Raw genomic sequence first — 21,982 nt, 5'->3', positions numbered from 1 at the left:
TCTCCGGTTCCCAGGCGCTGTACCCTATGCGCTTCATGCGTCGCACAGGGTAGAAAGAATCAGATTATCACGGCATTTACAGAAGGCGAATCTCGCTATGCATACAGATCGCCAAACACGGAGAGGTGGGTCAGATACAGCCGGGTGTCGAACTCCAACTGATGGTAATTGGGTTCCATATGGCAGCACAGGCTGTAGAAGGCCTTGTTGTGGTCTTTCTCTTTCAGATGCGCCAACTCATGTACCACGATCATGCGCAAAAACGGCTCAGGCGCCAGCTTGAAGACCGTCGCCACGCGGATTTCCGCCTTGGCCTTCAGTTTGCCACCCTGCACGCGGGAAATGGCGGTGTGCATGCCCAGCGCGTGTTTCATCACCTGAATTTTACCGTCGTAAGCCACCTTGCTCAGCGGTTGAGCGTTGCGCAAATACTGGTTTTTCAGATCGACGGTAAACTGATAAAGCGACTTGTCGGTAGTGCAGTCATGCACTTGCGGATAGCGCTGCAACAGCACATCCCCCAGGCGTCGTTGGTCGATCAACTGCTGCACCTGGCTTTGCAGATGTTCAGGGTAGCCCTGCAGGTAGGTCAGTTCGATTTCACGCATGAGTAATATTACGCCCCAATATTTCCATAATCGGACGCAGACGCTCGCGCTGTACATTGGCCTGTCGGGCTTCCCAACGGTCGTGGGCCGCTTGCAGGTTTAGCCAGAAATCGGCGGTGGTTTCGAACAGATCGGCGAACAAGTTCGCTTCCGCAACGCTTAGACGACGATGTCCATTGCACAAGCGATTTACCGTGGCACGGGTGACACCCAAGACCTTTGCAAGATCCTCCTGCCCAATGCCCAGCGGTGTTAAATACTCCTCTTGCAGCACTTCCCCCACCGTAGTGGGTTTCCGGCTTGTAGTCTCTAACATAGGTTCTCCGTTGCTAGGTATCTTGGTGCGGATCCAAATAAATCTGCTCAGCCGCATCGTGGCGCCATTGAAACATTAATCGCCATTGAAGATTCACCCGCATGCTGGACCAGCCTTGAAAGGGGCCGGACAGACGTTTGTAATAATTACCGGTCGGGTTATGTAAATCACATTCTTTTTGCGCAGCAGCCAGCATATCGAGTTTTCTGGCCAGTTGGCGCTCAATGGTCGAGGGGATCAAACGATCGCGCCGACCCTCCCTATAGAATTGCGCCAGGTATCCGTCTCGGAACGATGAAATCATTTTCATCCCCATTCCATTGGGTGAATGAGTGTAACATTTAAAGTTACATCAAGTCAGATTAAAAATTGTCCAGTTCAGAATAAGCGGAATGAATGCTATAGCTTTGAGGAGTGAAAAGCGGGATTGGCTTTCCACGATGCGAGTTAATGCGCAATTTATCCGAAAAAACATTTTACTGCCGGACGTTTTTAGGGGATAAACAGCCCAAATTTTATCAGTCAGGAGGGGCAATGAGCCAACTCGATCTGGGAACACAGCAACTTGAGCTGGAACGTTATCCCCAACAGGAAGAATCCACCCAACTGCAGGCGTGGGAAGCGGCGGACGAATATCTGCTGCAACAGCTTGAAAATATAAACATTGGCGATCGTCCGGTGCTGATTTTCAACGACAACTTCGGCACGTTGGCCTGCGCATTGCACGCTTATCAGCCTTACAGCATCAGCGATTCCTACATGAGTCAGTTGGCAACGCGCCATAACCTGAAACTCAATGAACTGGATCCAGAGCAGGTGACGCTGCTGGACAGCCTGGCCGAACTGCCTGCATCACCGGCAGTGGTGCTGATCCGCATTCCTAAAGCGCTGGCACTGCTGGAACAGCAACTGCGCTCGTTGCGCAACGTGGTGGCACCGGATACGGTCATTATCGCCGGAGCCAAGGCGCGTGACGTTCACACCTCGACCATGCAGCTGTTTGAAAAGGTGCTTGGCCCAACGCGCACCAGCCTGGCATGGAAGAAAGCGCGTCTGATCCACTGCGAAGTGACGGACATTGTGCCGCCGGCGGCACCGGAAACCACCAACTGGACGCTGGACGGCACGGATTGGCTTATCCACAACCATGCCAACGTGTTCTCGCGCAGCAATCTGGACATCGGCGCGCGCCTGTTCCTGGAACATCTGCCGAAGGATCTGGAAGGGCATATTGTCGATCTCGGCTGTGGTAATGGCGTGATTGGCCTGACGGCACTGGCGCAGAATCCGCAGGCTCAGGTGACGTTTGTCGATGAGTCTTATATGGCGGTGGCATCCAGCGAGTTGAACGTAGAGCACAACCTGCCGCAGGATCTGGATCGTTGTCAGTTTGAGGTGAACAACTCACTGGCTGGGATTGAGCGTGAAAGCGTGCAGGCGGTACTGTGCAACCCACCGTTCCACCAACAGCATGCGATCACCGATCACACCGCCTGGCAGATGTTCTGCGACGCCAAGCGTTGCCTGCAGGTGGGTGGCGAGTTGCGCATCGTCGGCAACCGTCATCTGGATTACCACCATAAGCTGAAGCGCCTGTTTGGCAACTGCACCGTTGTGGCATCCAACAAGAAATTTGTGATCCTCAGAGCGGTGAAATCCGGCGCACGTTACTGATTTGCCGAGGGGCGCGGTGAATGCGCCCCTCCATGATTAGCGAATTAAAGTGCCATTGCCAGCCGCGTGCCCTGATCGATAGCGCGGCGGGCATCCAGCTCGGCGGCGACGTCCGCACCCCCAATCAAATGCACGGTTTTTCCCATCTCCAGCAGCGGTTGCTGCAGTTCGCGTCTGGGTTCTTGTCCGGCGCAGATAATCACCGTATCCACCGGTAGGCAGCTTTCCTGTTCGGCGCGTGAAATATGCAGGCCTTCATCATCAATGCGTTGGTAGTTCACGCTGTTGAGCATTTTTACACCGCGCATCGCCAGGCTGGTGCGGTGGATCCAACCGGTGGTTTTTCCCAGGCCTTCGCCCACTTTGCTGGTTTTGCGTTGCAGCAGGTAGATCTGCCGAGCAGGGCGGGCAACCACTGGCCCCTGCACCGCCAGCCCGCCGCGTTGGCTAAGCTGGTCATCGATACCCCATTCACGGTTAAATTCCGCCGGATCCAGACTGCTCGACACCCCGTGTTGGCTGAGGTATTCGGCGGTATCGAAGCCGATGCCGCCGGCACCGATAATCGCCACGCGCTGGCCGACCGGCTTTTTATCGCGTAGCACATCCAGATAGGTCAACACTTTGGCGTTGTCGATACCGGGGATCGCCGGGGTACGCGGCACAATACCGCAGGCAAGGATCACTTCGTCGAACTCCGCCAGATCGGCCGCCGTCACCCAGGTGCCGAGCTTCACATCGACCTCTTGCAGCGTCAATTGGCGACGGAAATAACGCAGCGTTTCATGAAACTCCTCTTTACCGGGGATCTGCTTGGCGATATTGAACTGGCCGCCAATCTGATCGGCGGCATCGAACAGCGTCACCCGGTGGCCGCGGCTGGCTGCGGTGGTGGCAAAGGCCAATCCGGCCGGCCCGGCTCCGATCACCGCCAGCTTTTTCGGCTTCTCCGTTGCCACCAGCGGCATCTCGGTTTCGCGACAGGCTCGAGGGTTCACCAGGCAGGAGGTGAGTTTGCCTTCAAAAATCTGGTCGAGGCAAGCCTGGTTACAACCAATGCAGGTATTGATCTCATCGGCACGCCCTTCGGCGGCTTTCTGCACAAAAGCGGCGTCGGCCAGGAACGGACGCGCCATTGATACCATGTCGGCGCAGCCGTCGGCCAAGACCTGCTCGGCTACCGCCGGGTCGTTGATGCGGTTGGTCGTGATCAGCGGAATGCGTACCTTACCCATTAGCTTGCGGGTCACCCAACTGAATCCTGCTCGTGGCACCATGGTGGCGATGGTGGGGATACGCGCCTCATGCCAGCCAATGCCGGTGTTGATAATAGTGGCCCCGGCTTGCTCAACGGCCAGCGCCAACTGTTCGATTTCCTGCCAACTGGAGCCATCCTCAACCAGATCGAGCATCGAAAGGCGATAAATCAGGATAAATTCGTGGCCGACCGCCTGGCGTACCGCCCGGACGATCTCCACGGCAAAACGCATGCGGTTGCTGAAGCTGCCGCCCCATTGATCATCACGCTGGTTGGTGCGTGCGACCAGGAACTGGTTGATCAGGTAGCCTTCGGAACCCATCACTTCGACGCCGTCATAACCTGCCTGTTGAGCCAAAGCCGCGCACTGCGCGAAGTCTGCGATAGTTTGCAGAATGTCTGCTTCGCTCAGTGCGGTAGGGGTAAAGGGATTGATCGGCGCCTGCAGCGCGGAGGGGGCTACCGGCTGCGGCTGGTAGCTGTAGCGACCGGCATGCAGGATCTGCAGCGCAATTTTACCGCCGCCCTTGTGGACGGCGTCGGTGACGATGCGGTGATGGTCGACCTGCTCCGGGTGGCTCAGGGTTGAGCCGCCGCGATAGACCACACCTTTTTCATTGGGGGCGATGCCGCCGGTGACGATCAACGCCACGCCGGCTGCGGCGCGCTCGGCATAGAAAGCGGCCATGCGCTCGGGGCCATTCGGCAGTTCTTCCAGGCCGGTGTGCATCGATCCCATCAGCACCCGATTTTTCAGGGTGGTGAAGCCGAGATCCAGCGGCGCCAGCAGGTGTGGGTAATTGCTCATTGCAGTCTCCATCATTCATCCCCTTCATCTTTCAAGCTGCAGCGTTGTTGGCTGCATTCGCTCACCCCAGTCACCTACCTGAGTAAGCTCCTGGAGACTCGCGAACTTGCTGCCTCGCTGCCGCGTGAAAGCTATTGGGTATGATCTGTAGTTATTATTATGTGCGACCTCAAGTGGTCGGATGAGATAAATCTAGCCGTTGTCTCTGTCGTTGGGAATCTGCGTTGCGCTGAATGTGATAGATGTCATGAATCTGTGCCTCTGTTTGCATGGTGAACAACAAATGGGTTAGCATTTGTTCGTCATAAATTCCCTCTCTCTACGGAGCCATCACCGAAAATGAACATACACGCCTGCTGATATCTTGTCCCACGTTGCGCACACCGGTGCCTTGTGGGGATGTTTTGATTTCATTCAGGAGTGCTTATGGCTCATTTTGCGCAATCCCCTCATTTTGTTTTACATCACCTGATCTGCCAGTTCGCTGACGGCGAAACGCTGTTCGGTCCCTTGGATTTGACTTTCGATCAGCAACGCTGCGGCCTGGTTGGGCGCAATGGCGTCGGCAAAACGCGCTTGCTGCGTTTGATCGCCGGACTGGATCATCCCGGTGGCGGGCATGTTGAATCCCATGCATCGCTGGCTTACGTCGCGCAACAGCCGGAGCTCTCCCCACAGACTACGCTGGCCCAACTGCTGGGCTACGGTGAGATATTTGCCGCATTGGCCCGCCTTGAGCAGGGGCAACCGCTGGCGGACGATCTCGATCTTTTGGAAGGTCAGTGGGATCTGCGCGATCGTCTGCAGGCTGCCTTTGTCGCCGCCGGGTTACCGGCGTTCGATGCGCAACGCCCTGTGAGCGATTTGAGCGGCGGTGAACGAATGCGTGCCGCGCTGTGTGGGGCGATACTGAGCAACGCGGATTTTTTGTTGCTCGACGAACCGACCAACCATCTCGACGGCCGGGGCCGCGACTGGCTGTATCAACAGGTGGAACAGTGGCGTGGTGGCTTGCTGGTGGCCAGCCACGATCGGCAGCTGTTGGCGCGTATGCAGCGCATTGTCGAACTGACGCCGGGCGCACTGCACAGCTACGGCGGTAACTACGACGACTATCGCCGCCAGCGTGATTTGGAGCAGCAGGCCGCACGAGCCGGGCTGGAGCACGCGCGCCAGGAACGGCGGCGCACCCGGGCCCGGCAGCAGAAAGAACACGACATCAGCCAACGGCGCTCTGCGCAAACGCTGAAAACCGTCGATACGCTCAATATCGCGTCTTTTGAGCGTGTGGCCTACAAAGCGGCGGCCAAAGAAAGCCTCGGCACGCTGCGCAAGCAGCATCAGGACCAGAAGGATGCCCTCGATGCCGCCGTACGCGATGCCTATCAGCGGGTGGAAGACGACTGCCCGGTGATGCTCACCCTGCCGGGCAGCGCCGTGGTAGCGGGCAAGCAGGTGTTGGTACTCGAACAGTTGGAACTGCCTTTTATCACCATGCCGCCGCTGAATTTTCGCATTGATGGCCCGATGCGCGTGGCGCTGACCGGCCCAAACGGCTGCGGAAAATCCACGTTGCTGAAGGTGATCCTGGGGCAGTTGGCGGCCAAAGCGGGGAGTTGTCACTGCCCACTGTCGACGGCTTACCTCGATCAAACCCTTTCACAGCTCGATCTTTCGCTGTCTGTGGTTGAACATCTGGGGCTGCAGGATTCACCGCTCAATGAGGGTACGGTACGCAGTCAATTGGCGCAGTTGCAGCTAAACGCCGAGCGCGTGCTGTTGCCGATGGCGGTGCTGAGCGGCGGCGAACGACTGAAGGCGGCGCTGGCCTGCATGCTGTGGCGTCGGGAACCGGCGCAGTTGTTGTTGCTGGATGAGCCGACTAACCATTTGGATCTGGCGTCGTCACTGGCAATCGAGGCTTCGCTGGCCAGCTTCCCCGGCGCGATGCTGGTGGTTTCTCATGATGAAAACTTCCTGCAGGCGCTGAAATTGACCCATCGTTTGCAGTGGCAGGCGGGGGAATGGCACCTACAGAGCTTATGAAGCTCATTCGTGCCTTAGGGCTACCTTCTGTTTTCAGGGGGGATGCACTCCAACAGCAGGGTAAAAGCGGCGGCCATCTGCTCTTCCGGTACGCAGGCAAAGCCCATCAGCAGGCCGCGGCGATGGTTGGGCAACATGTAGTAACGCGACAGCGGCCGTACCAGTACGCCACGCGTATTGGCTGCGGCGGCAATCGCCACATCGTCCGCCTGGTCCGGCAGGTTGAGGATCAGGTGCAGCCCGGCATTGTTATTGAATTCACTCAGGGCCTGCTTACCCAGATGCTGCTCGATAAGACCGGTTAGGAAGGCGCGCCGCCGGGCATACAGCAGGCGCATGCGGCGGATATGTGCGCTGTAGTGGCCTTCCTGAATAAACTGCGCCAGCGCGGTCTGGATCAGCAAATGGCCGCCTCGATACAGTTCCGCGTGGGCAGTTTTCAGCGCCGCCATCAGCGGTTTCGGCAACACCACATAACCCAGTCGCAGCGCCGGATACAGCGTTTTGCTGAAGGTGCCGATATAGATCACCGGCGCGTCGGCTTCCAAGCCCTGCAACGCCGGGATCGGCTGACCGGAAAAGCGAAACTCGCTGTCGTAGTCATCTTCAACAATCCAACTGCCGGCGTTGCGCGCCAAGGCCAATAACCGTTGCCGACGTGCCAGGCTCATCACCGATCCCAATGGGTACTGGTGCGACGGCGTGACGAAAATCAGCCGCGGCGCCTCGGTAGGCTGTTCCGGTGGCACCATACCGGCTTCATCCACCGCCAACGGGCAGATATTCACGTCGTTCATCCGCAGGATATTGCGGATCCCCCAATAGCCCGGTTCTTCAATCCATGCGTCGTCGCCCGGATTACACAGCATGCGCGTCACCAGATCTATCGCCTGATGGATGCCTTCGGTAATCAGAATTTGCTCTGGCGAACAGCGTACCGAGCGCGCTACGCGCAGATAGTCCACCAGCGCATGCTGTAGCTCCGGACTGCCGCCCTGGTTGCTGTAGGTCAACTTCTGCGGGGCCGGACGACGGCTGATACGCGCCTGGATCTTGCTGAATAACTGGTGTGGGAAAGCATTGACGTCAGGCACGCCGGGGATAAAGGCGCCCCACTGTTTGGGGCTGGCGCTGGCGTGGTGCAGCAGAGTGGCACCGCGCGCTGACAGTTCAATCCGTCGCTGTTCCCCGTCACTGCCTGCTGGCGCGCTGACGGTGGATAAACAGCTGTCCGGGACGGTTTCGGCGACGAATGTACCGCTTCCGGCGCGCGCCAAGACATATCCTTCCGCCAAGAGTTGTTCATAAACGGTTAATACAGTGTTACGAGAAAGGCTGAGCTCCTGGGCTAAATCCCGTGAGGCGGGCAGGCGGCTGGAGGGCGGCAGGCTACCGTCCAAAATGCTGGTGCGGATCGCATTATAAAGCCGCTTATGCAGCTTATCATCCGGCTGTTCGCCAAGACGTTGCAACAGCAGGTCACCACTCAGTGAGCGCAATTGGATCCCTCAATTAATCGTAACTGGCTCTCGATTATAGGGCCACATCCTGTGTAAATAAACGTCATTGTTTCACGAATGTGAACAAACCGTTTAGCTGGCACCGACTACCGACTGGAGAGAACAACATGAAAAACGCAGAATTGAATCAACGTCGTCAGGATGCCACCCCACGTGGGGTCGGCGTGATGTGCGGCTTTTACGCCGAACGCGCCGAGAACGCCACGCTGTGGGATGTCGAAGGGAATGAAGTTATCGATTTTGCCTCCGGTATCGCCGTGTTGAATACCGGACACCGTCACCCGAAGGTGATCGCTGCCATTGAGAAGCAGCTGAAGGCCTTCACCCATACCGCTTACCAGATTGTCCCTTACGAAAGCTACGTTTCGCTGGCCGAGCGCATCAACCAGTGTGCGCCGATCGAAGGGCCATGTAAAACCGCGTTCTTCACCACGGGGGCGGAAGCGGTAGAGAACGCCGTCAAAATTGCCCGCGCCCACACTGGCCGTCCGGGTCTGATCACCTTCGGCGGCGGCTTCCACGGCCGCACCTACATGACCATGGCGCTGACCGGCAAAGTGGCGCCTTACAAACTGGGCTTTGGGCCATTCCCGGGATCGGTGTTCCACGGCCAGTATCCGAATGCGCTGTATGGCGTGACCACCGAAGATGCGATGAACAGCCTGGAGCGTATCTTTAAAGCGGATATCGATCCCAAGCAGGTTGCGGCCATCGTGCTGGAGCCTGTGCAAGGTGAAGGTGGTTTCAACGTCGCACCGGCCGAGTTTATGCAGGCGTTGCGCACCTTGTGCGACGAACACGGCATTTTGCTGATTGCCGACGAAGTGCAAACCGGTTTTGCCCGTACCGGCAAGCTGTTTGCCATGGATCATTACAGCGTCAAACCCGATCTGATCACCATGGCGAAAAGCCTGGCGGGCGGCATGCCGTTGTCGGCCGTAGCCGGTCGTGCAGAGGTGATGGATGCCCCGGCACCGGGCGGGCTGGGTGGCACCTATGCCGGTAACCCGCTGGCGGTGGCGGCAGCGCTGGCGGTGCTGGATGTGATTGAAGAAGAGCAGCTATGCCAACGTTCTCAACGCCTGGGCCAGCATCTGGTGGAGGTGCTGCAGCAGGCACGCCAGAGCAGCCCGGCGATTGCGGATATTCGTGCGCAGGGTTCGATGGTGGCGGTAGAGTTCAACGATCCCAAGACCGGCAAACCCTCGGCCGAGATCACCCGCCAGGTGCAACAGAAAGCGCTGGAAGAAGGCCTGCTGCTGCTGAGCTGCGGTGTTAACGGCAACGTGATCCGCTTCCTGTACCCACTGACCATTCCTGAAGACCAGTTCACCAAGGCGCTGGGCATTCTTTCCCGCGCGCTGGCTCAATAAGGAGTGACAGGTATGAAATTGAATAACCCCGAGCTGCTGCGCAGCCAGTGCCTGATTAACGGCGAGTGGTGCGATGCGCTGAGCGGTAAACGTGAAGCGGTCATCAATCCGGCGACCGGCGTTGAGCTGGCCAGTATTCCGTTAGTCAGCGGCGAAGAAACTCAACAGGCGATTAACGCTGCGCAGGTTGCGCAGCAAGGTTGGAAACAACTGACCGCCAAACAGCGTTCCGCTCTGATGCTGACCTGGGCCGACAAGGTGCTGGCGGCGCAGGAAGATCTGGCCCAGTTGATGACCGCGGAGCAGGGCAAATCGCTGGCGGAAGCGCGCGGTGAAGTGGCCTATGCCGCATCGTTTATCACCTGGTTTGCTGAAGAAGCCAAGCGAGTGGACGGCGCGGTACTGCAAGCGCCGCAGGCTTCACAACGTCTGGTGGTGGTAAAACAGCCCATCGGCGTTTGTGCGGCGATCACTCCGTGGAACTTCCCGGCGGCGATGATCACCCGCAAGGTGGCGCCGGCGCTGGCAGCAGGTTGCGCAATTATCGTTAAACCGGCCGAACAAACGCCGCTGACCGCGCTGGCGTTGGGCAAGCTGGCGCAGGACGCCGGCATTCCGGCGGGGGTGCTGCAGATCGTGACCGGCGATGCCGCTCAGGTGGGTAAAGTATTGTGTGACAGCCCGGTGGTGCGCAAGTTGAGCTTTACCGGTTCGACCGAGGTCGGCCGCATTCTGATGGCGCAGTGCGCGCCAACCATCAAAAAGCTATCGCTGGAGCTGGGCGGCAATGCGCCGGTGATCGTTTTCGACGACGCCAATCTGGACGCGGCCGTGGCGGGCATTATGGCCTCCAAATTCCGCAATAGCGGCCAGACCTGCGTCTGCGCCAACCGCATCTACGTGCAGGACGGTATCTATGACCGGCTGGTGGATAAGCTGGTGGTGGCGGTCGAGCAACTGAAGGTCGGTGACGGCAGTCAGGCGGGCACCACTCAGGGCCCGTTGATTGACCAGGATGCGGTGGAAAAAGTGCAGAGCCATATCGACGATGCATTGATCAAGGGCGCGCAAATCGCTATCGGCGGTCAGCCGCACGAACTGGGTCGCACCTTCTTCCAGCCTACGGTGGTGACTGGCGTGACGCAGAAAATGCGCTTCGCCAAAGAGGAAACCTTTGGCCCGGTGGCACCGCTGTTCCGTTTCCATGACGAGGCGGAAGCTATCGCCATGGCCAACGATACCGAGTTCGGGTTGGCCGCCTATCTGTTCACGCAGAACGCCTCGCGTCAATGGCGAGTGCCGGAGGCGTTGGAATACGGCATGGTCGGCATCAATACCGGGCTGATTTCCAATGAAGTGGCACCTTTTGGCGGCGTGAAGCAGTCAGGGCTCGGACGTGAAGGATCGCGTTACGGGATTGAAGAATATCTGGAGCTGAAATACCTGTGTATCGATGTGAGCTGTTAACCCCTGGGAAATTAACCAACCCCGGTGGCCAGCGCCGCCGGGAGCCAAAGGATGCTGCATGTCTTCTGAAAACATCTCTATTTCTCCGGCGCTTGCCGCCGGGGTGCGAACGCCTGCACCCGCCAAATCACTGAGTTTCCTCGAAGGGGTGGCGATGATTGTCGGCACCAACATTGGCGCCGGCGTGCTGTCCATCGCCTACGCCTCCAGCAAGGCCGGTTTTCTGCCGCTGTTGTTTTGGCTGGTGCTGGTGGGCAGTCTGACCACTATCACCATGCTGTACGTTGCTGAATCTACCCTGCGTACCCGTGCCCATCTGCAATTGAGCGGACTGGCGAAACGTTATGTCGGCGGTATCGGTGCCTGGCTGATGTTTGCTTCGGTTTGCGTTAACAGCATTGGGGCGTTGACCGCCTACATGAGCGGCAGCGGCAAACTGTTGCAGTCCCTGTTTGGCATTTCCCCGGCAATAGGCAGCCTGCTGTTTTTCGTACCCGCTGCGGGGGTCTTGTACCTGGGATTAAAGGCGATTGGCCGCGGGGAGAAGTTTATCAGCATCGGCATGGTGGTCATGCTGAGTGCGCTGGTGGCGGCCACGCTGCTCAAAGACACCACCCAGATGCGCAACCTGCTGGACGGTGACTGGCGCTTTATGGTGCCGGTATTCAACGTGGTGGTGTTCTGTTTCTCTGCGCAGTATATCGTGCCGGAAATGGCGCGCGGCTTTTCGGACAAACCGGAACAACTGCCCAAGGCGATTATGGTCGGAATGGCCGTGACCTTTGTGCTGCTGGCGGCGGTGCCGATGTCGGTGATTGCGCTCAGCGGGCTGAATAACATTTCTGACGTGGCGACCATTTCATGGGGCCAGGCGTTAGGGCAGTGGGCCTTCTTCTCCGCCAATATTTTTGCCCTGTGCGCGATGCTGACCTCTTACTGGGGCCTCGGCGGCAGCTTCCTGACCAATATTTTCGACCAGTTCAGGCTGGGCAACGATGAACAGTCACTGCGCCGTTTCGGCGTGCTGATGCTGGTGGTGCTGCCGCCGTTCGCGCTGGCCTACAGCGGGTTGGTGTCATTCGTTAACGCGCTCTATTTCGCCGGGGTTTTCAGCGGGGTGATTTTGTCGATTATGCCAATGATGATCCTGCGTGGGGCGCGCAAGCATGGCGACCAGACACCGCGTTGGCAGTGTAACTGGATAACCCACCCGCTGTTGCAGATCAGCATCGTGTTGCTGTATCTGGCCAGTGCGGTGTATGCCATCGCGTCGCTGTTAGGCTATCTGCCCGCGGGATGGTGATTTGCCTTCCCTCAAGAAGTGATGTTATTTCTCAGTTGAGAACGGCGGCGTCGTGGCCGCCGATTTTTTATCACCCGCGCATTTTCTCTGGCAGCGCCAACCAGGCCTGCACGGAAGGACGTTGCCACTGTTTGTGAGCGTAGTGGCGAATATTTTCCGGTACCGGATCGCCATGTATCACCAGTCGATTCAGCATCAAAGCCAAATCGGTGTCGGCAATGCACCATTCCCTGAACAGATTATCCTGGCCGTGACTCAGCAGCTTTTCGACGGCGGCAATCAACTTGTTGGCGGCACCCTGCGCGGCGTTGGACAGCGGAGGAAACTTGCCGTTAATGAACACTGCCTCGGTCGGCCGCTCGGCGCGTAGCTGTAGCAGATCGCTGCGCAGCCATGCCTGAACTTCGCGGGCTTTGGCACGGTGTTTTACATCGCGTGGGTACACCGGATGGGCAGGATGGATCTCATCCAGGTACTCATCAATCGCCGAGGACTCCGAAAGCTGAAACTCACCGACCACCAGCGTTGGCACCCGGCGTGTCAATGACAGGGCCGCGTAGGCCGGCTCATGGTTTTTCCCCTGCGACAAATCGACCGGCTTCACGGTGAAGGGAATGCCTTTTTCCGTCAGGGTGATAAACGCCGACATGGCATAAGGGCTGAAAAATTCGGCGTCGGTATAGAGTTCGGCAATCGGCTGAGACATTGGGTTTTCCTCAAGGCAAAGGGAGGCGAACTTTGATAATTGACGAGGAGTGGCTAAAGATCAATCTGTTAGCCGAAAGTTATTTTCGTAGTGAAAAGCGCGGCGAGCGGCGACGCCTGGCGTTGTGATATATTTGTTGCCATTAAGTTGAATTTGGCAGCACGAAGTAACATGAAAATGCCGTTGTTGGAAAGAGTGAAAGTAGGGTGCGCACGTTTGTGGCCGCACCCATTGGCGGTGGGCAAAAAAGAGATTTTGCTTTCCAGCGTGGGGGCCGGGCTGGGGCTGATGATTGCCGGCTGGATCAGCCATTTTGTTCTGGGCGAGGTAAACCTGTGGTTTATCGCCCCGATGGGAGCATCGGCCGTATTGCTGTTTGGCGTGCCGAATAGCCCGTTGGCGCAGCCCTGGTCGATCGTGGGCGGCAATATGTCGGCGGCGGCAGTGGGGGTCAGCACCAGTTTGCTGATTGCCGACCCGGGGCTGGCTTGCGGGGTGGCGGCCGCACTGGCGATTGGCTTGATGTTTAAGCTGCGCTGCCTGCACCCGCCCGGTGGCGCGGTGGCGCTGACCGCCATTCTCGGTGGCCCGGGTATTCATCAACTGGGCTATAGCTTTGTGCTGTACCCGGTGCTGCTGAACTCGGTGCTATTGGCGCTGCTGGCTATAGTATTCAATAACCTGGCCGGGCGACGCTACCCGCACCCTTTGGCGCCGACCGAGGCGAAGCCGGCTAATCTGCCGATTGACGCTGTCTCTATTACCCGCGCCGATCTGCACGAGGCGCTGATGCAGGGCGAACTGTTTGATATCGACGAGGACGATCTGCAGGAAATCCTGCTGCGTGCCGAACAGCTAGCGCATCAACGGCAGAGCGGCACCGGCTGATTAAGCCAGTGTTTGCGATAGAACACCACGCGCTCCGTTTCGCCAAAGCCCAACGCCGCATGCCGGCGCTGGGCTTTGAGATTGGCGATGTCGGTATTGGGCGCCAGCTCACCGCCCGCTGTTTGGCTCCGATTGGCAATGGAGTTCATATCTCTATTTTTAGCATGGAATTAGCTGGGGATATTATTGAGTGAAACGGAGTTAAAGGTGAGTTTTATTCCAGTGTCTCTGTTTTTTATCCATTACTTTATGTGAATAGTGATTTCTGCTCATCTTGGTTGTTGTATTGAATGAGAAGCGAATTGATAAGATTTTATAGATCAAAAAATATGTACTAGCAGAGCATGAAATAATACTTAATTAAAATAAATATTGATCTACATGCCAAGAGTTTTATCGAGCCGTTGTTGCGAGTCATTTTTTGATGTAAGAGTGTTGTCACAATAGATAAGTTAAAGGCCGTGCCATGGATGGATTGGTTTTTATCGCGGGGTTGGCGTTGTTATTGTGTCTGATAGTCTTGCCTATTTCGGTGGTTATATCGCTGGGACGAGGCAAGCGTAACCAATATGACATAGAGCAACTGACACTCACCGTAACCGAACTACGACAGCAGGTAGATTGCTTCACAAGCGCCAAAACTGAGCACCTACGACCGGACGGAGCACCTTTGAATCACCCTGTGTCGGCGGAGAAAACGGATTATGTTATGCCGAAGACTCCAGGTGCCATTGCTGATGTAGGTATTGCAGTACAAAAAATATCTCTTCCGACTGGTCAGGAACGTATTGAACCTGAAGCTCAGACCGCATCCTGGCTTCAGTCAAAGCCAATTCAGATCCTTGATGAGCCTGAAGCTCAGACCACAGCTTGGCTTCAGTCAAAGCCAATAGAGTCAACACCTAAGGTTGATAACTATGAGGAGATAAAAGACCGTTTGTTCGGTGGGCTATTTACTTGGTTCATGCAGGGTAATCCGCTAGCAAAACTAGGGATCATGCTGCTGTTCTTTGGGGTGGCTTATTTGCTGAAATACACCGTTGAACGAGACATGTTACCCATAGAGTTCAGACTGATAGGGGCAGCCGCGACAAGCGGGATACTACTATGGTTTGGTTGGCGCCTACGTCTTAAACGAAACTTGTATGCGTTGATCTTGCAAGGGGGAGCCATTGGGACCCTCTATATCACCGTGTTTGGCGCATTTCGGCTTTACCAGCTTTTGCCGCATATGTTGGCGTTTGGGCTGATGTTGGTCATCTGCGCTGCTAGCGTGGGTTTAGCTGTATTACAACGCGCACCTAGCCTAGCGATACTTGCCAGTTTTGGTGGCTATCTTTCACCTCTGCTGCTTTCCACCGGTAGTGCAAATTATGTCGCGCTATTCTCTTATTATTTGTTGCTCTCACTGGGTATTTTAGCCATCAGCATTTGGCAGTCTTGGCGGCCGCTTAACCTTCTGGGTTTTATTTTCACATTTGGCATTGCCGGGGTTCGGGGTGTTAATCATTACTCTCATGAATATTATCTGGTGTGTCAACTTCTCCTAATTGCCAATATTATGATTTTTGGCGTGCTTTGCCTTGCTTTAGCCCTACGCTCAAAATTATCTGACAAAGACGAGATGGTTATTGATAGTGTGCTGTTGTTTGGCACACCGCTGATAGGTTTTGGTATTCAGTATTGGATCACTCGCCAGTGGGAGTTTGGCCCGGCATTTTCTGCGCTTGGCTTTGGTTTATTATATTTGCTTCTGGCTTGGGTTGCATTGAAACGCCATTTATCTACAGGAAAGGTGTTGGCGATTTCTTGGTTAGCGTTGGGGTGTGTGTTTACCACACTGGCTATCCCACTAGCGTTGTCAGCGCAATGGACATCAATGGCCTGGGCTTTGGAAGGGGTTGGAATTCTATGGCTCGGCCGTATGCAGCAGCAAATCCGCGTAAGCCTCAGTGGTTCCGGATTATTGGTACTGGCGTTGGCTTCTGCTGTAGTAGCTTGTCATGCCGGCGTGTCGACACTGTCCTTCACCCTGGTATTCGCTGTATTAGCCTTCACCTGGCTCGTAGTGGCATTTATTTGGCGTGAATGGGAGTCGGCAGCAGAAGTCGGATCGAGTATCAGCTGGATTTTCCTGTTCGGAGGGATCTGTCTCTGGTTAGTCTGTCTTTTGGGTTTTGTCGCACGCTTGCTCTTGGTAGCCGATCAAACTGCTCTCCTGGCATTGGTATTAGTGACGTTATCTGTGGCGGCTTGGCGTTACGCGGCGCAAAGAATGGCGTGGTTTGAATTGGGCTACAACGTCTGGCTGCTGTGGCCAGCAATGTTGGCCACGTTGTTTTTCCAAATGAGGTCTTGGGATTCATTGTTGGCGTCCGGTTGGTTAAACCTTGTATGGCTGATGGCCTTGCCATTGGCGTATTGGTTGTTGAAACGGGATGCCAGTTCCTTGCGGTTACCTTATCTGGAGCAAGGTTTGCATCTTTCGCTGTTCTGGATGGTGTTGTTAGCTCTGGGTTATGAGGTATTTTGGCGTACTGCGCGTTTGCCATGGGGAATGGATGAATGGCGTTTTGGCCTGCAGGTGAGCGTTATCTCACTGATCATTTTGGCCACACATAGCGCGCTTCGCAGACAATATTGGCCGTTTGTAGCACACCGGCGACTTTATGGCGGTATTGCCCTTGCCCCACTAATCATATTAACCCTCTTGTTCTTGTTTATAGGCAACATGTCTGATGGTGTTAGTGCCGATTGGCTGTATTTACCTTTGTTAAATCCATTAGAGGAAGGAGCTGGTTTCGCGTTTTTGGCAATGGTCACCCAAGGGATGTTTGTCCGTACGGAATTCCCCCAATACCGTTCCAGAATGAGGCTTGCACTGTTGCTATTTATCGTTGCCGTTTTGTTTTGGTGGGGTAATGGCATACTGCTTCGGATATTGGCTTTTTACGCAAAAATTGCCTGGCGGGGGGATGCACTCTGGGCTTCTCACCTGGTTCAGACATCGTTCTCGTTAATCTGGATGCTAGCTGCGTTGATTACTATGCTGTGGTCAACTCGCCATCAACGGCGTGAGGTGTGGTTCAGTGGGGCCGGTTTGTTAGGTGTTGTTATCCTTAAACTGATCTTTGTGGACAGTGCGCAGCACGGGGGATTGGCTCGTGCGGTTTCGTTTATCGGTGTAGCGATACTGGTTTTGATCGTGGGATATTTTTCTCCACTTCCCCCAAAAACGAAGAACAAGAAGGGATTCAATATGGATAGTGAGCGAGGGAATGTATGAATATAAAAATAACTAGCCGGTTATTTTGTGTTTTTTTTTTGCCTGGCCGGGACGGCACAGGCTCAACAGAGCCCGATTAGCGAAAAAACTCAAGATTTCGCATATGGTTTGCCGTTAACGACCGAAAGTCGGGATCCGTTTTTCCGAATTGAACTGCCAGAGGCGGTTTATACCGAAACGGTGTGGCCGGATATGCGTGACGTTCGGGTGTTCAATAGCCAGGGGCAATCAGTAGCGTTTGCGCTGACAGCGAATACAATTACTCAGAGTGACAGTCAGACTTACTCTCTTAGGCTGTTTCCGATGAAGAGTAAAAAGACGACTCTGCTGGAGCAAGAGGTAATTTCGTTAAAATCGGCCGGGGGGTAGAAATTATATTGCCGATTGATAGCGACCAACAAATGGGTAACGCCTATTTGTTGGAGGTGCCTCAGTACGATGGTAGCAGTCCATCCCTTACCCAGTTAAAGCTGACCTGGGAGCGTCAGCCTGAAAATTGGCAGTCACGTGTGAGCATTATGTACAGCCATGATTTAAATGAATGGATGAGTGGTGTTGATGATGCGCCTTTGATGGATTTAGTATCCAGTACCGATCGGCTGTTGCTGAATACTATTGATCTTGATAATGGCAGGTATTATTCCCAAATTCGTTACTTATTATTGGTGTTCAACGATGATCAAATGGCTCCGGGCCTGAAAATCCTTTCCGCGGAGGGGATTGCTGCTTCTCATCGAACGGATCAACAAAGGATCACCTTGCCGTTCAGCTCGAAAGCCATTTCGACGAGCGAAGCTGAATATACCTGGTCAAATCCTCAACCGCTTAACAATATCAGCGTGCGGCCTACACAAAGCAATACTGTATTACCACTTGAGATTGAATACCGTAGTAAAGCGAATGACCGTTGGCAGCCTTTGGTTAAGCGGGTCGTTTACTCGGTGAATGATCGCACTGCTGAAGCGATCCCACTGAAGGATTTGTTGGTGCAAGGCATCCGCTTGAAGGGGATCAACCAACAATGGAATGATCATATGCCAGAGGTTGTAGCGGAACGAGACAGAAAAACGATAATTTTCAATGCTCAAGGAACGCCTCCTTTCCTGCTGGCGTGGGGAAATAAAGCGGCTCAGCATCAGGCTATCTCGTTAGATGAGTTGATCCCTGCTGCATTACGAAAATCAGTGTCTGTTAATGAGCTGCCATTGGTGGGGTTTCAATCCAGGGTCATTCTGGGGGGAAACGAGCGTTTGAATGCGATGGATGCCAGTGAGGTTATCAGCGCGTGGAAAAAAGGCCTGCTTTGGTTACTGTTAGTGTTTGGGGCCGGGGCGCTGCTGTTGCTCGCCTTGCAGGTGTGGAAAGAGGTACGGCATACACCTGAGTAAGGAGATGGTTCGCCCATTTTTAAATGGCGAATTTCAATGTTAATTAACCTCCAGAGAGTGATGTGGAACGAGCGTTACTCTCTGGCGATTTATCTGGCGCAAGTCTGAAGCCTATTTCGCCGATTATTTTTTTCTGAAACCACAAAACAAAAAAGGACTTAGTCAGTTTCCTGTCTAAGCCCTTCTGAATTTGGTGGCCCCTACTGGACTTGAACCAGTGACCAAGCGATTATGAGTCGCGTGCTCTAACCAACTGAGCTAAGGGGCCAAGCGGCGAGATTATACGGCAATCCTTCGACGCAGGTCTACAGTTAACCATCCGTATGTTGCTTTTATGCGCAGTTCTAGCCTGTTGTAATTACTGGCGGATTTTGCGATAACCGCTGTAAATCCCCTTTAATGGACTCCCGACCCCTATGGAACTCCTGGCGCCAAACCTGCGGGTGGTGTTTTGCGGCATCAACCCCGGCCTCTCCTCCGCCCACCAAGGCTACCCTTTTGCCAACGGCAGCAACCGCTTCTGGAAGGTGGTGCATCAGGCCGGCTTTACCGAACGTCAACTGGCGCCCGAACAGTGGCAACAGCTGCAGGATACCGGCTGCGGCATCACCGCGCTGGTGGCACGGCCAACGGTCGCGGCCAGCGAAGTGACGCGTGACGAATTGCTCAGCGGCGGCGAGGAGCTAAAAGAAAAAATCTTGCGCTACCAGCCGCGCGCATTGGCTGTTTTGGGCAAGCAGGCGTTCAGCAGCGCCTTTGGGGTAAAAAATGTAGCTTGGGGCCGTCAGGAGATGACGATCGGCAAAACTGAGGTTTGGGTATTGCCGAACCCCAGCGGATTGAATCGTGCCACGCTGGAGCAGCTTACAGAGAGTTATCGCGAGCTGTTTCTGGCATTGAAATAATCTGAGAGGGAGTTGCGGGATGAAAGCGATGATTAAAGCGGCATTAGTAGCTCTGCTGTTGGCGACCGGTGCTGCCCATGCGGGCAGCAGCGTGCAGGAACTGAAGAACAAAAATAACGTGCTGGAGTTTTATCAGCAGGGGCTAAATAACAAGGATTTTGCCGCGGCACGGCCCTTTCTGGGTGATGAGTACAAACAGCACAATCCCAATGCGCAGGATGGGGTGGAAGGGTTCCGCAAGTTTGTCGAGCTGCTCAAAGCGCGTTACCCCGATTCTCACAGCGAAATCAAACAGGCATTTGTCGACGGCAACTATGTGATTTTGCACGTAGAGACTAGCGGACGAGAAAAGGGCAAGACGGCCGCGATTATCGATATTTTCCGGCTTGATGACGCAGGCAAAATCGTGGAGCACTGGGACGTAACCCAACCGGTGCCGGAGAAAACCGCCAGCGGCAACAGCATGTTTTAGGCAATAAAAAACCCCGGCGAGCCGGGGTTTTTTGTCAACAGCTGAACCTTAGTCGTCCAGGAAGCTGCGCAGCACTTCGGAACGGCTTGGGTGGCGCAGTTTACGCAGTGCTTTGGCTTCGATCTGACGAATACGCTCACGGGTAACGTCGAACTGTTTGCCCACTTCTTCCAGCGTATGGTCAGTGTTCATATCGATGCCGAAACGCATACGCAGCACTTTCGCTTCACGGGCGGTGAGGCCAGCCAATACGTCGTGCGTTGCGGAGCGCAGGCTTTCCGAGGTGGCAGAATCCAGCGGCAGCTCGAGAGTGGTATCCTCGATGAAATCGCCCAGATGTGAATCTTCATCATCACCGATCGGCGTTTCCATGGAGATCGGCTCTTTGGCGATCTTCAGCACTTTGCGGATTTTGTCTTCCGGCATCAGCATGCGTTCAGCCAGCTCTTCCGGCGTCGGTTCGCGGCCCATCTCTTGCAGCATCTGGCGCGAAATACGGTTGAGCTTGTTGATGGTCTCAATCATATGCACCGGAATACGGATGGTACGCGCCTGGTCGGCGATAGAACGGGTGATAGCCTGACGGATCCACCAGGTGGCGTAAGTCGAGAACTTATAACCACGACGGTATTCAAACTTGTCTACCGCTTTCATCAGACCGATGTTGCCTTCCTGGATCAGATCCAGGAACTGCAGGCCGCGGTTGGTGTATTTCTTGGCGATAGAAATAACCAGACGCAAGTTCGCTTCAACCATCTCTTTCTTCGCACGGCGGGCTTTCGCTTCACCGATAGACATGCGGCGGTTGATGTCCTTCACCTGCTCGATGGTCAAGCCGGTCTCTTCTTCGATCTGACGCAGTTTCTGCAGGCTGCGTTGCACGTCTTCGGCGACGTCTTTCAGCTTCTCTGACCATGGCTTGGCCATTGCCAGCGCCGCTTCGAACCAGGTGGTGCTGGTTTCGTTGCCGGCGAACAGAGTGACGAAGTTTTTCTTCGGCATTTTGCACTGTTCAACGCACAGCTTCATGATGATACGTTCTTGAGTACGAACGCGGTCCATCATGGTACGCATGCTGTTGACCAGGAAGTCGAACTGTTTTGGCACCAAGCGGAACTGCTTGAACACTTCAGACAGCTTCAGAATTTCTTCTGCTGCGCTGGCGTGGCTGCGGCCGTTCTTTTTGATGACGACACGAGTCGCTTCGTACTGATCGCGCAGGTCGGCGAATTTCTGACGGGCCAGCTCAGGATCGATGCTGTTGTCGTCTTCTTCTTCGTCTTCATCTTCTTCTTCGTCGTCGTCGTTCTGCTCTTCGGTAGACAGCTCAGAACCCACGTGGGTAGCGGTAGGGGCGATGTCCTCTTCCGCATTAGGATCGACGAAGCCGGTGATCAGATCGGACAGGCGAGCTTCGCCCGCTTCGACGCGATCGTATTGTTCCAGCAAATAGGTAATGGCTTCCGGGTACTCGGCAACCGAGCACTGCACCTGGTTGATGCCGTCTTCAATGCGCTTGGCGATGTCGATTTCGCCTTCGCGCGTCAGCAGTTCAACGGTCCCCATTTCGCGCATGTACATGCGCACCGGGTCGGTGGTACGGCCGATTTCAGACTCAACGCTGGACAATACCTGAGCGGCAGCTTCTTCCGCATCTTCGTCCGTGCTGTTTGAGTTTTCAGCAAGCAATAGGTCGTCGGCGTCCGGTGCTTCTTCCAGAACCTGGATGCCCATGTCGTTAATCATCTGGATGATGTCTTCGATCTGGTCGGAGTCGACGATATCTTCCGGCAGATGGTCATTGACCTCAGCATAGGTCAGATAGCCTTGCTCCTTACCACGGGTGACAAGTAGCTTTAGCTGTGACTGCGGGTTTTGCTCCATAAGACGGTATCCACACTTCAGAGTATTTGGGTTGGTGTCGGTCGGCGAAACCGCCAACAATAGCATTTGGGGCGTTTTTG

At 55.2% G+C, this 21,982-nt stretch carries 19 protein-coding genes and 1 tRNA gene; 11 read left to right on the top strand and 9 right to left on the bottom strand.

Annotated features, from left to right (window positions below):
• Positions 1–95 precede the first annotated feature (95 nt).
• The 3 genes from M495_RS21295 to M495_RS21285 are packed head-to-tail and all read right to left on the bottom strand — an operon-like array spanning position 96 to position 1,234.
• Entirely contained in the window at positions 96–608 is a 513-nt protein-coding gene (locus tag M495_RS21295) for a M48 metallopeptidase family protein (RefSeq protein ID WP_020831788.1), read from the bottom strand.
• Entirely contained in the window at positions 601–924 is a 324-nt protein-coding gene (locus M495_RS21290; RefSeq protein ID WP_041414990.1) for a HigA family addiction module antitoxin, read from the bottom strand. The genes M495_RS21295 and M495_RS21290 overlap by 8 nt, the downstream gene beginning before the upstream one ends.
• 13 nt (positions 925–937) lie before the next feature.
• Positions 938–1,234, bottom strand: a complete 297-nt coding sequence (locus tag M495_RS21285) for a type II toxin-antitoxin system RelE/ParE family toxin (protein WP_020831786.1) — start codon at positions 1,232–1,234, stop codon at positions 938–940.
• A gap of 224 nt (positions 1,235–1,458) precedes the next feature.
• Here M495_RS21285 and rlmG point away from each other — a divergent pair, with 224 nt between their 5' ends.
• On the top strand, positions 1,459–2,598 hold the full coding sequence (gene rlmG / locus M495_RS21280) for a 23S rRNA (guanine(1835)-N(2))-methyltransferase RlmG (RefSeq protein ID WP_020831785.1): 1,140 nt from the start codon (positions 1,459–1,461) through the stop codon (positions 2,596–2,598).
• Between the two features lie 44 nt (positions 2,599–2,642).
• Here rlmG and M495_RS21275 read toward each other — a convergent pair whose 3' ends face one another.
• Positions 2,643–4,664: an oxidoreductase gene (locus M495_RS21275; RefSeq protein WP_020831784.1), complete on the bottom strand. Its 2,022-nt coding sequence runs from the start codon at positions 4,662–4,664 to the stop codon at positions 2,643–2,645.
• A gap of 426 nt (positions 4,665–5,090) precedes the next feature.
• Here M495_RS21275 and M495_RS21270 point away from each other — a divergent pair, with 426 nt between their 5' ends.
• Positions 5,091–6,710 carry an ABC-F family ATP-binding cassette domain-containing protein gene (locus M495_RS21270; protein ID WP_020831783.1) on the top strand — a complete coding sequence of 540 codons (1,620 nt, stop codon included), beginning with the start codon at positions 5,091–5,093 and terminating at the stop codon, positions 6,708–6,710.
• Between the two features lie 20 nt (positions 6,711–6,730).
• Here M495_RS21270 and pdxR read toward each other — a convergent pair whose 3' ends face one another.
• Positions 6,731–8,209, bottom strand: a complete 1,479-nt coding sequence (gene pdxR, locus M495_RS21265) for a MocR-like pyridoxine biosynthesis transcription factor PdxR (protein WP_020831781.1) — start codon at positions 8,207–8,209, stop codon at positions 6,731–6,733.
• 128 nt (positions 8,210–8,337) lie between these two features.
• Here pdxR and M495_RS21260 point away from each other — a divergent pair, with 128 nt between their 5' ends.
• From M495_RS21260 to M495_RS21250, 3 genes are read left to right on the top strand one after another with little or no spacing between them, the layout of a single operon-like run.
• Positions 8,338–9,603, top strand: coding sequence for a 4-aminobutyrate--2-oxoglutarate transaminase (locus M495_RS21260; RefSeq protein ID WP_020831779.1), 1,266 nt, complete (start codon positions 8,338–8,340; stop codon positions 9,601–9,603).
• A 12-nt stretch (positions 9,604–9,615) separates the two neighbouring features.
• Positions 9,616–11,070, top strand: coding sequence for an NAD-dependent succinate-semialdehyde dehydrogenase (locus M495_RS21255; RefSeq protein ID WP_020831778.1), 1,455 nt, complete (start codon positions 9,616–9,618; stop codon positions 11,068–11,070).
• 58 nt (positions 11,071–11,128) lie between these two features.
• Entirely contained in the window at positions 11,129–12,373 is a 1,245-nt protein-coding gene (locus M495_RS21250; RefSeq protein ID WP_020831777.1) for an aromatic amino acid transport family protein, read from the top strand.
• Between the two features lie 70 nt (positions 12,374–12,443).
• On the opposite strand, the gene yfcF is transcribed toward M495_RS21250, so the two are convergent.
• Positions 12,444–13,079 (bottom strand): glutathione transferase, encoded by a 636-nt coding sequence (gene yfcF / locus M495_RS21245; RefSeq protein WP_020831776.1) that lies wholly within the window; start codon positions 13,077–13,079, stop codon positions 12,444–12,446.
• A 171-nt stretch (positions 13,080–13,250) separates the two neighbouring features.
• On the opposite strand from yfcF, the gene M495_RS21240 reads away from it, so the two are divergent.
• A complete protein-coding gene (locus tag M495_RS21240; protein ID WP_020831775.1) occupies positions 13,251–13,967 on the top strand; it encodes an HPP family protein in 717 nt (238 codons plus the stop codon).
• Here M495_RS21240 and M495_RS25905 read toward each other — a convergent pair.
• Complete coding sequence (locus tag M495_RS25905; RefSeq protein ID WP_020831774.1) at positions 13,943–14,116, bottom strand: hypothetical protein; 174 nt, start codon at positions 14,114–14,116, stop codon at positions 13,943–13,945. The genes M495_RS21240 and M495_RS25905 overlap by 25 nt on opposite strands.
• 317 nt (positions 14,117–14,433) lie before the next feature.
• On the opposite strand from M495_RS25905, the gene M495_RS21235 reads away from it, so the two are divergent.
• From M495_RS21235 to M495_RS21225, 3 genes are read left to right on the top strand one after another with little or no spacing between them, the layout of a single operon-like run.
• A complete protein-coding gene (locus tag M495_RS21235; RefSeq protein WP_020831773.1) occupies positions 14,434–17,253 on the top strand; it encodes a DUF2339 domain-containing protein in 2,820 nt (939 codons plus the stop codon).
• Positions 17,254–17,280: 27 nt separating this feature from the next.
• Entirely contained in the window at positions 17,281–17,622 is a 342-nt protein-coding gene (locus M495_RS26230) for a DUF3999 family protein (protein WP_041414987.1), read from the top strand.
• 32 nt (positions 17,623–17,654) lie between these two features.
• Complete coding sequence (locus tag M495_RS21225; RefSeq protein ID WP_041414984.1) at positions 17,655–18,641, top strand: DUF3999 family protein; 987 nt, start codon at positions 17,655–17,657, stop codon at positions 18,639–18,641.
• 191 nt (positions 18,642–18,832) lie between these two features.
• Here the strand turns inward: M495_RS21225 and M495_RS21220 are convergent.
• Positions 18,833–18,909 (bottom strand) — tRNA-Ile (locus M495_RS21220).
• 148 nt (positions 18,910–19,057) lie between these two features.
• On the opposite strand from M495_RS21220, the gene mug reads away from it, so the two are divergent.
• Together mug and M495_RS21210 are read left to right on the top strand one after the other, a co-directional pair.
• A complete protein-coding gene (mug, locus tag M495_RS21215; RefSeq protein WP_020831772.1) occupies positions 19,058–19,546 on the top strand; it encodes a G/U mismatch-specific DNA glycosylase in 489 nt (162 codons plus the stop codon).
• 28 nt (positions 19,547–19,574) lie between these two features.
• Positions 19,575–20,018, top strand: coding sequence for a nuclear transport factor 2 family protein (locus M495_RS21210; RefSeq protein ID WP_041415716.1), 444 nt, complete (start codon positions 19,575–19,577; stop codon positions 20,016–20,018).
• Between the two features lie 48 nt (positions 20,019–20,066).
• Here M495_RS21210 and rpoD read toward each other — a convergent pair whose 3' ends face one another.
• Positions 20,067–21,902, bottom strand: a complete 1,836-nt coding sequence (gene rpoD / locus M495_RS21205) for an RNA polymerase sigma factor RpoD (RefSeq protein ID WP_020831770.1) — start codon at positions 21,900–21,902, stop codon at positions 20,067–20,069.
• Between the last annotated feature and the right edge of the window lie 80 nt (positions 21,903–21,982).

Source organism: Serratia liquefaciens ATCC 27592 (assembly GCF_000422085.1).
In the GTDB taxonomy this organism is placed as follows: domain Bacteria; phylum Pseudomonadota; class Gammaproteobacteria; order Enterobacterales; family Enterobacteriaceae; genus Serratia; species Serratia liquefaciens.
This window is presented reverse-complemented; position numbering and strand designations above follow the sequence as displayed.

Bases quoted from the DNA above. Each gene is read 5' to 3' on its own strand.
- M495_RS21295 (WP_020831788.1), bottom strand. From the start codon at position 608: ATGCGTGAAATCGAACTGACCTACCTGCAGGGCTACCCTGAACATCTG.
- M495_RS21290 (WP_041414990.1), bottom strand. From the start codon at position 924: ATGTTAGAGACTACAAGCCGGAAACCCACTACGGTGGGGGAAGTGCTG.
- M495_RS21285 (WP_020831786.1), bottom strand. From the start codon at position 1,234: ATGAAAATGATTTCATCGTTCCGAGACGGATACCTGGCGCAATTCTAT.
- rlmG (WP_020831785.1), top strand. From the start codon at position 1,459: ATGAGCCAACTCGATCTGGGAACACAGCAACTTGAGCTGGAACGTTAT.
- M495_RS21275 (WP_020831784.1), bottom strand. From the start codon at position 4,664: ATGAGCAATTACCCACACCTGCTGGCGCCGCTGGATCTCGGCTTCACC.
- M495_RS21270 (WP_020831783.1), top strand. From the start codon at position 5,091: ATGGCTCATTTTGCGCAATCCCCTCATTTTGTTTTACATCACCTGATC.
- M495_RS21260 (WP_020831779.1), top strand. From the start codon at position 8,338: ATGAAAAACGCAGAATTGAATCAACGTCGTCAGGATGCCACCCCACGT.
- M495_RS21255 (WP_020831778.1), top strand. From the start codon at position 9,616: ATGAAATTGAATAACCCCGAGCTGCTGCGCAGCCAGTGCCTGATTAAC.
- M495_RS21250 (WP_020831777.1), top strand. From the start codon at position 11,129: ATGTCTTCTGAAAACATCTCTATTTCTCCGGCGCTTGCCGCCGGGGTG.
- yfcF (WP_020831776.1), bottom strand. From the start codon at position 13,079: ATGTCTCAGCCGATTGCCGAACTCTATACCGACGCCGAATTTTTCAGC.
- M495_RS21240 (WP_020831775.1), top strand. From the start codon at position 13,251: ATGAAAATGCCGTTGTTGGAAAGAGTGAAAGTAGGGTGCGCACGTTTG.
- M495_RS25905 (WP_020831774.1), bottom strand. From the start codon at position 14,116: ATGAACTCCATTGCCAATCGGAGCCAAACAGCGGGCGGTGAGCTGGCG.
- M495_RS21235 (WP_020831773.1), top strand. From the start codon at position 14,434: ATGGATGGATTGGTTTTTATCGCGGGGTTGGCGTTGTTATTGTGTCTG.
- M495_RS21225 (WP_041414984.1), top strand. From the start codon at position 17,655: ATGGGTAACGCCTATTTGTTGGAGGTGCCTCAGTACGATGGTAGCAGT.
- mug (WP_020831772.1), top strand. From the start codon at position 19,058: ATGGAACTCCTGGCGCCAAACCTGCGGGTGGTGTTTTGCGGCATCAAC.
- M495_RS21210 (WP_041415716.1), top strand. From the start codon at position 19,575: ATGATTAAAGCGGCATTAGTAGCTCTGCTGTTGGCGACCGGTGCTGCC.
- rpoD (WP_020831770.1), bottom strand. From the start codon at position 21,902: ATGGAGCAAAACCCGCAGTCACAGCTAAAGCTACTTGTCACCCGTGGT.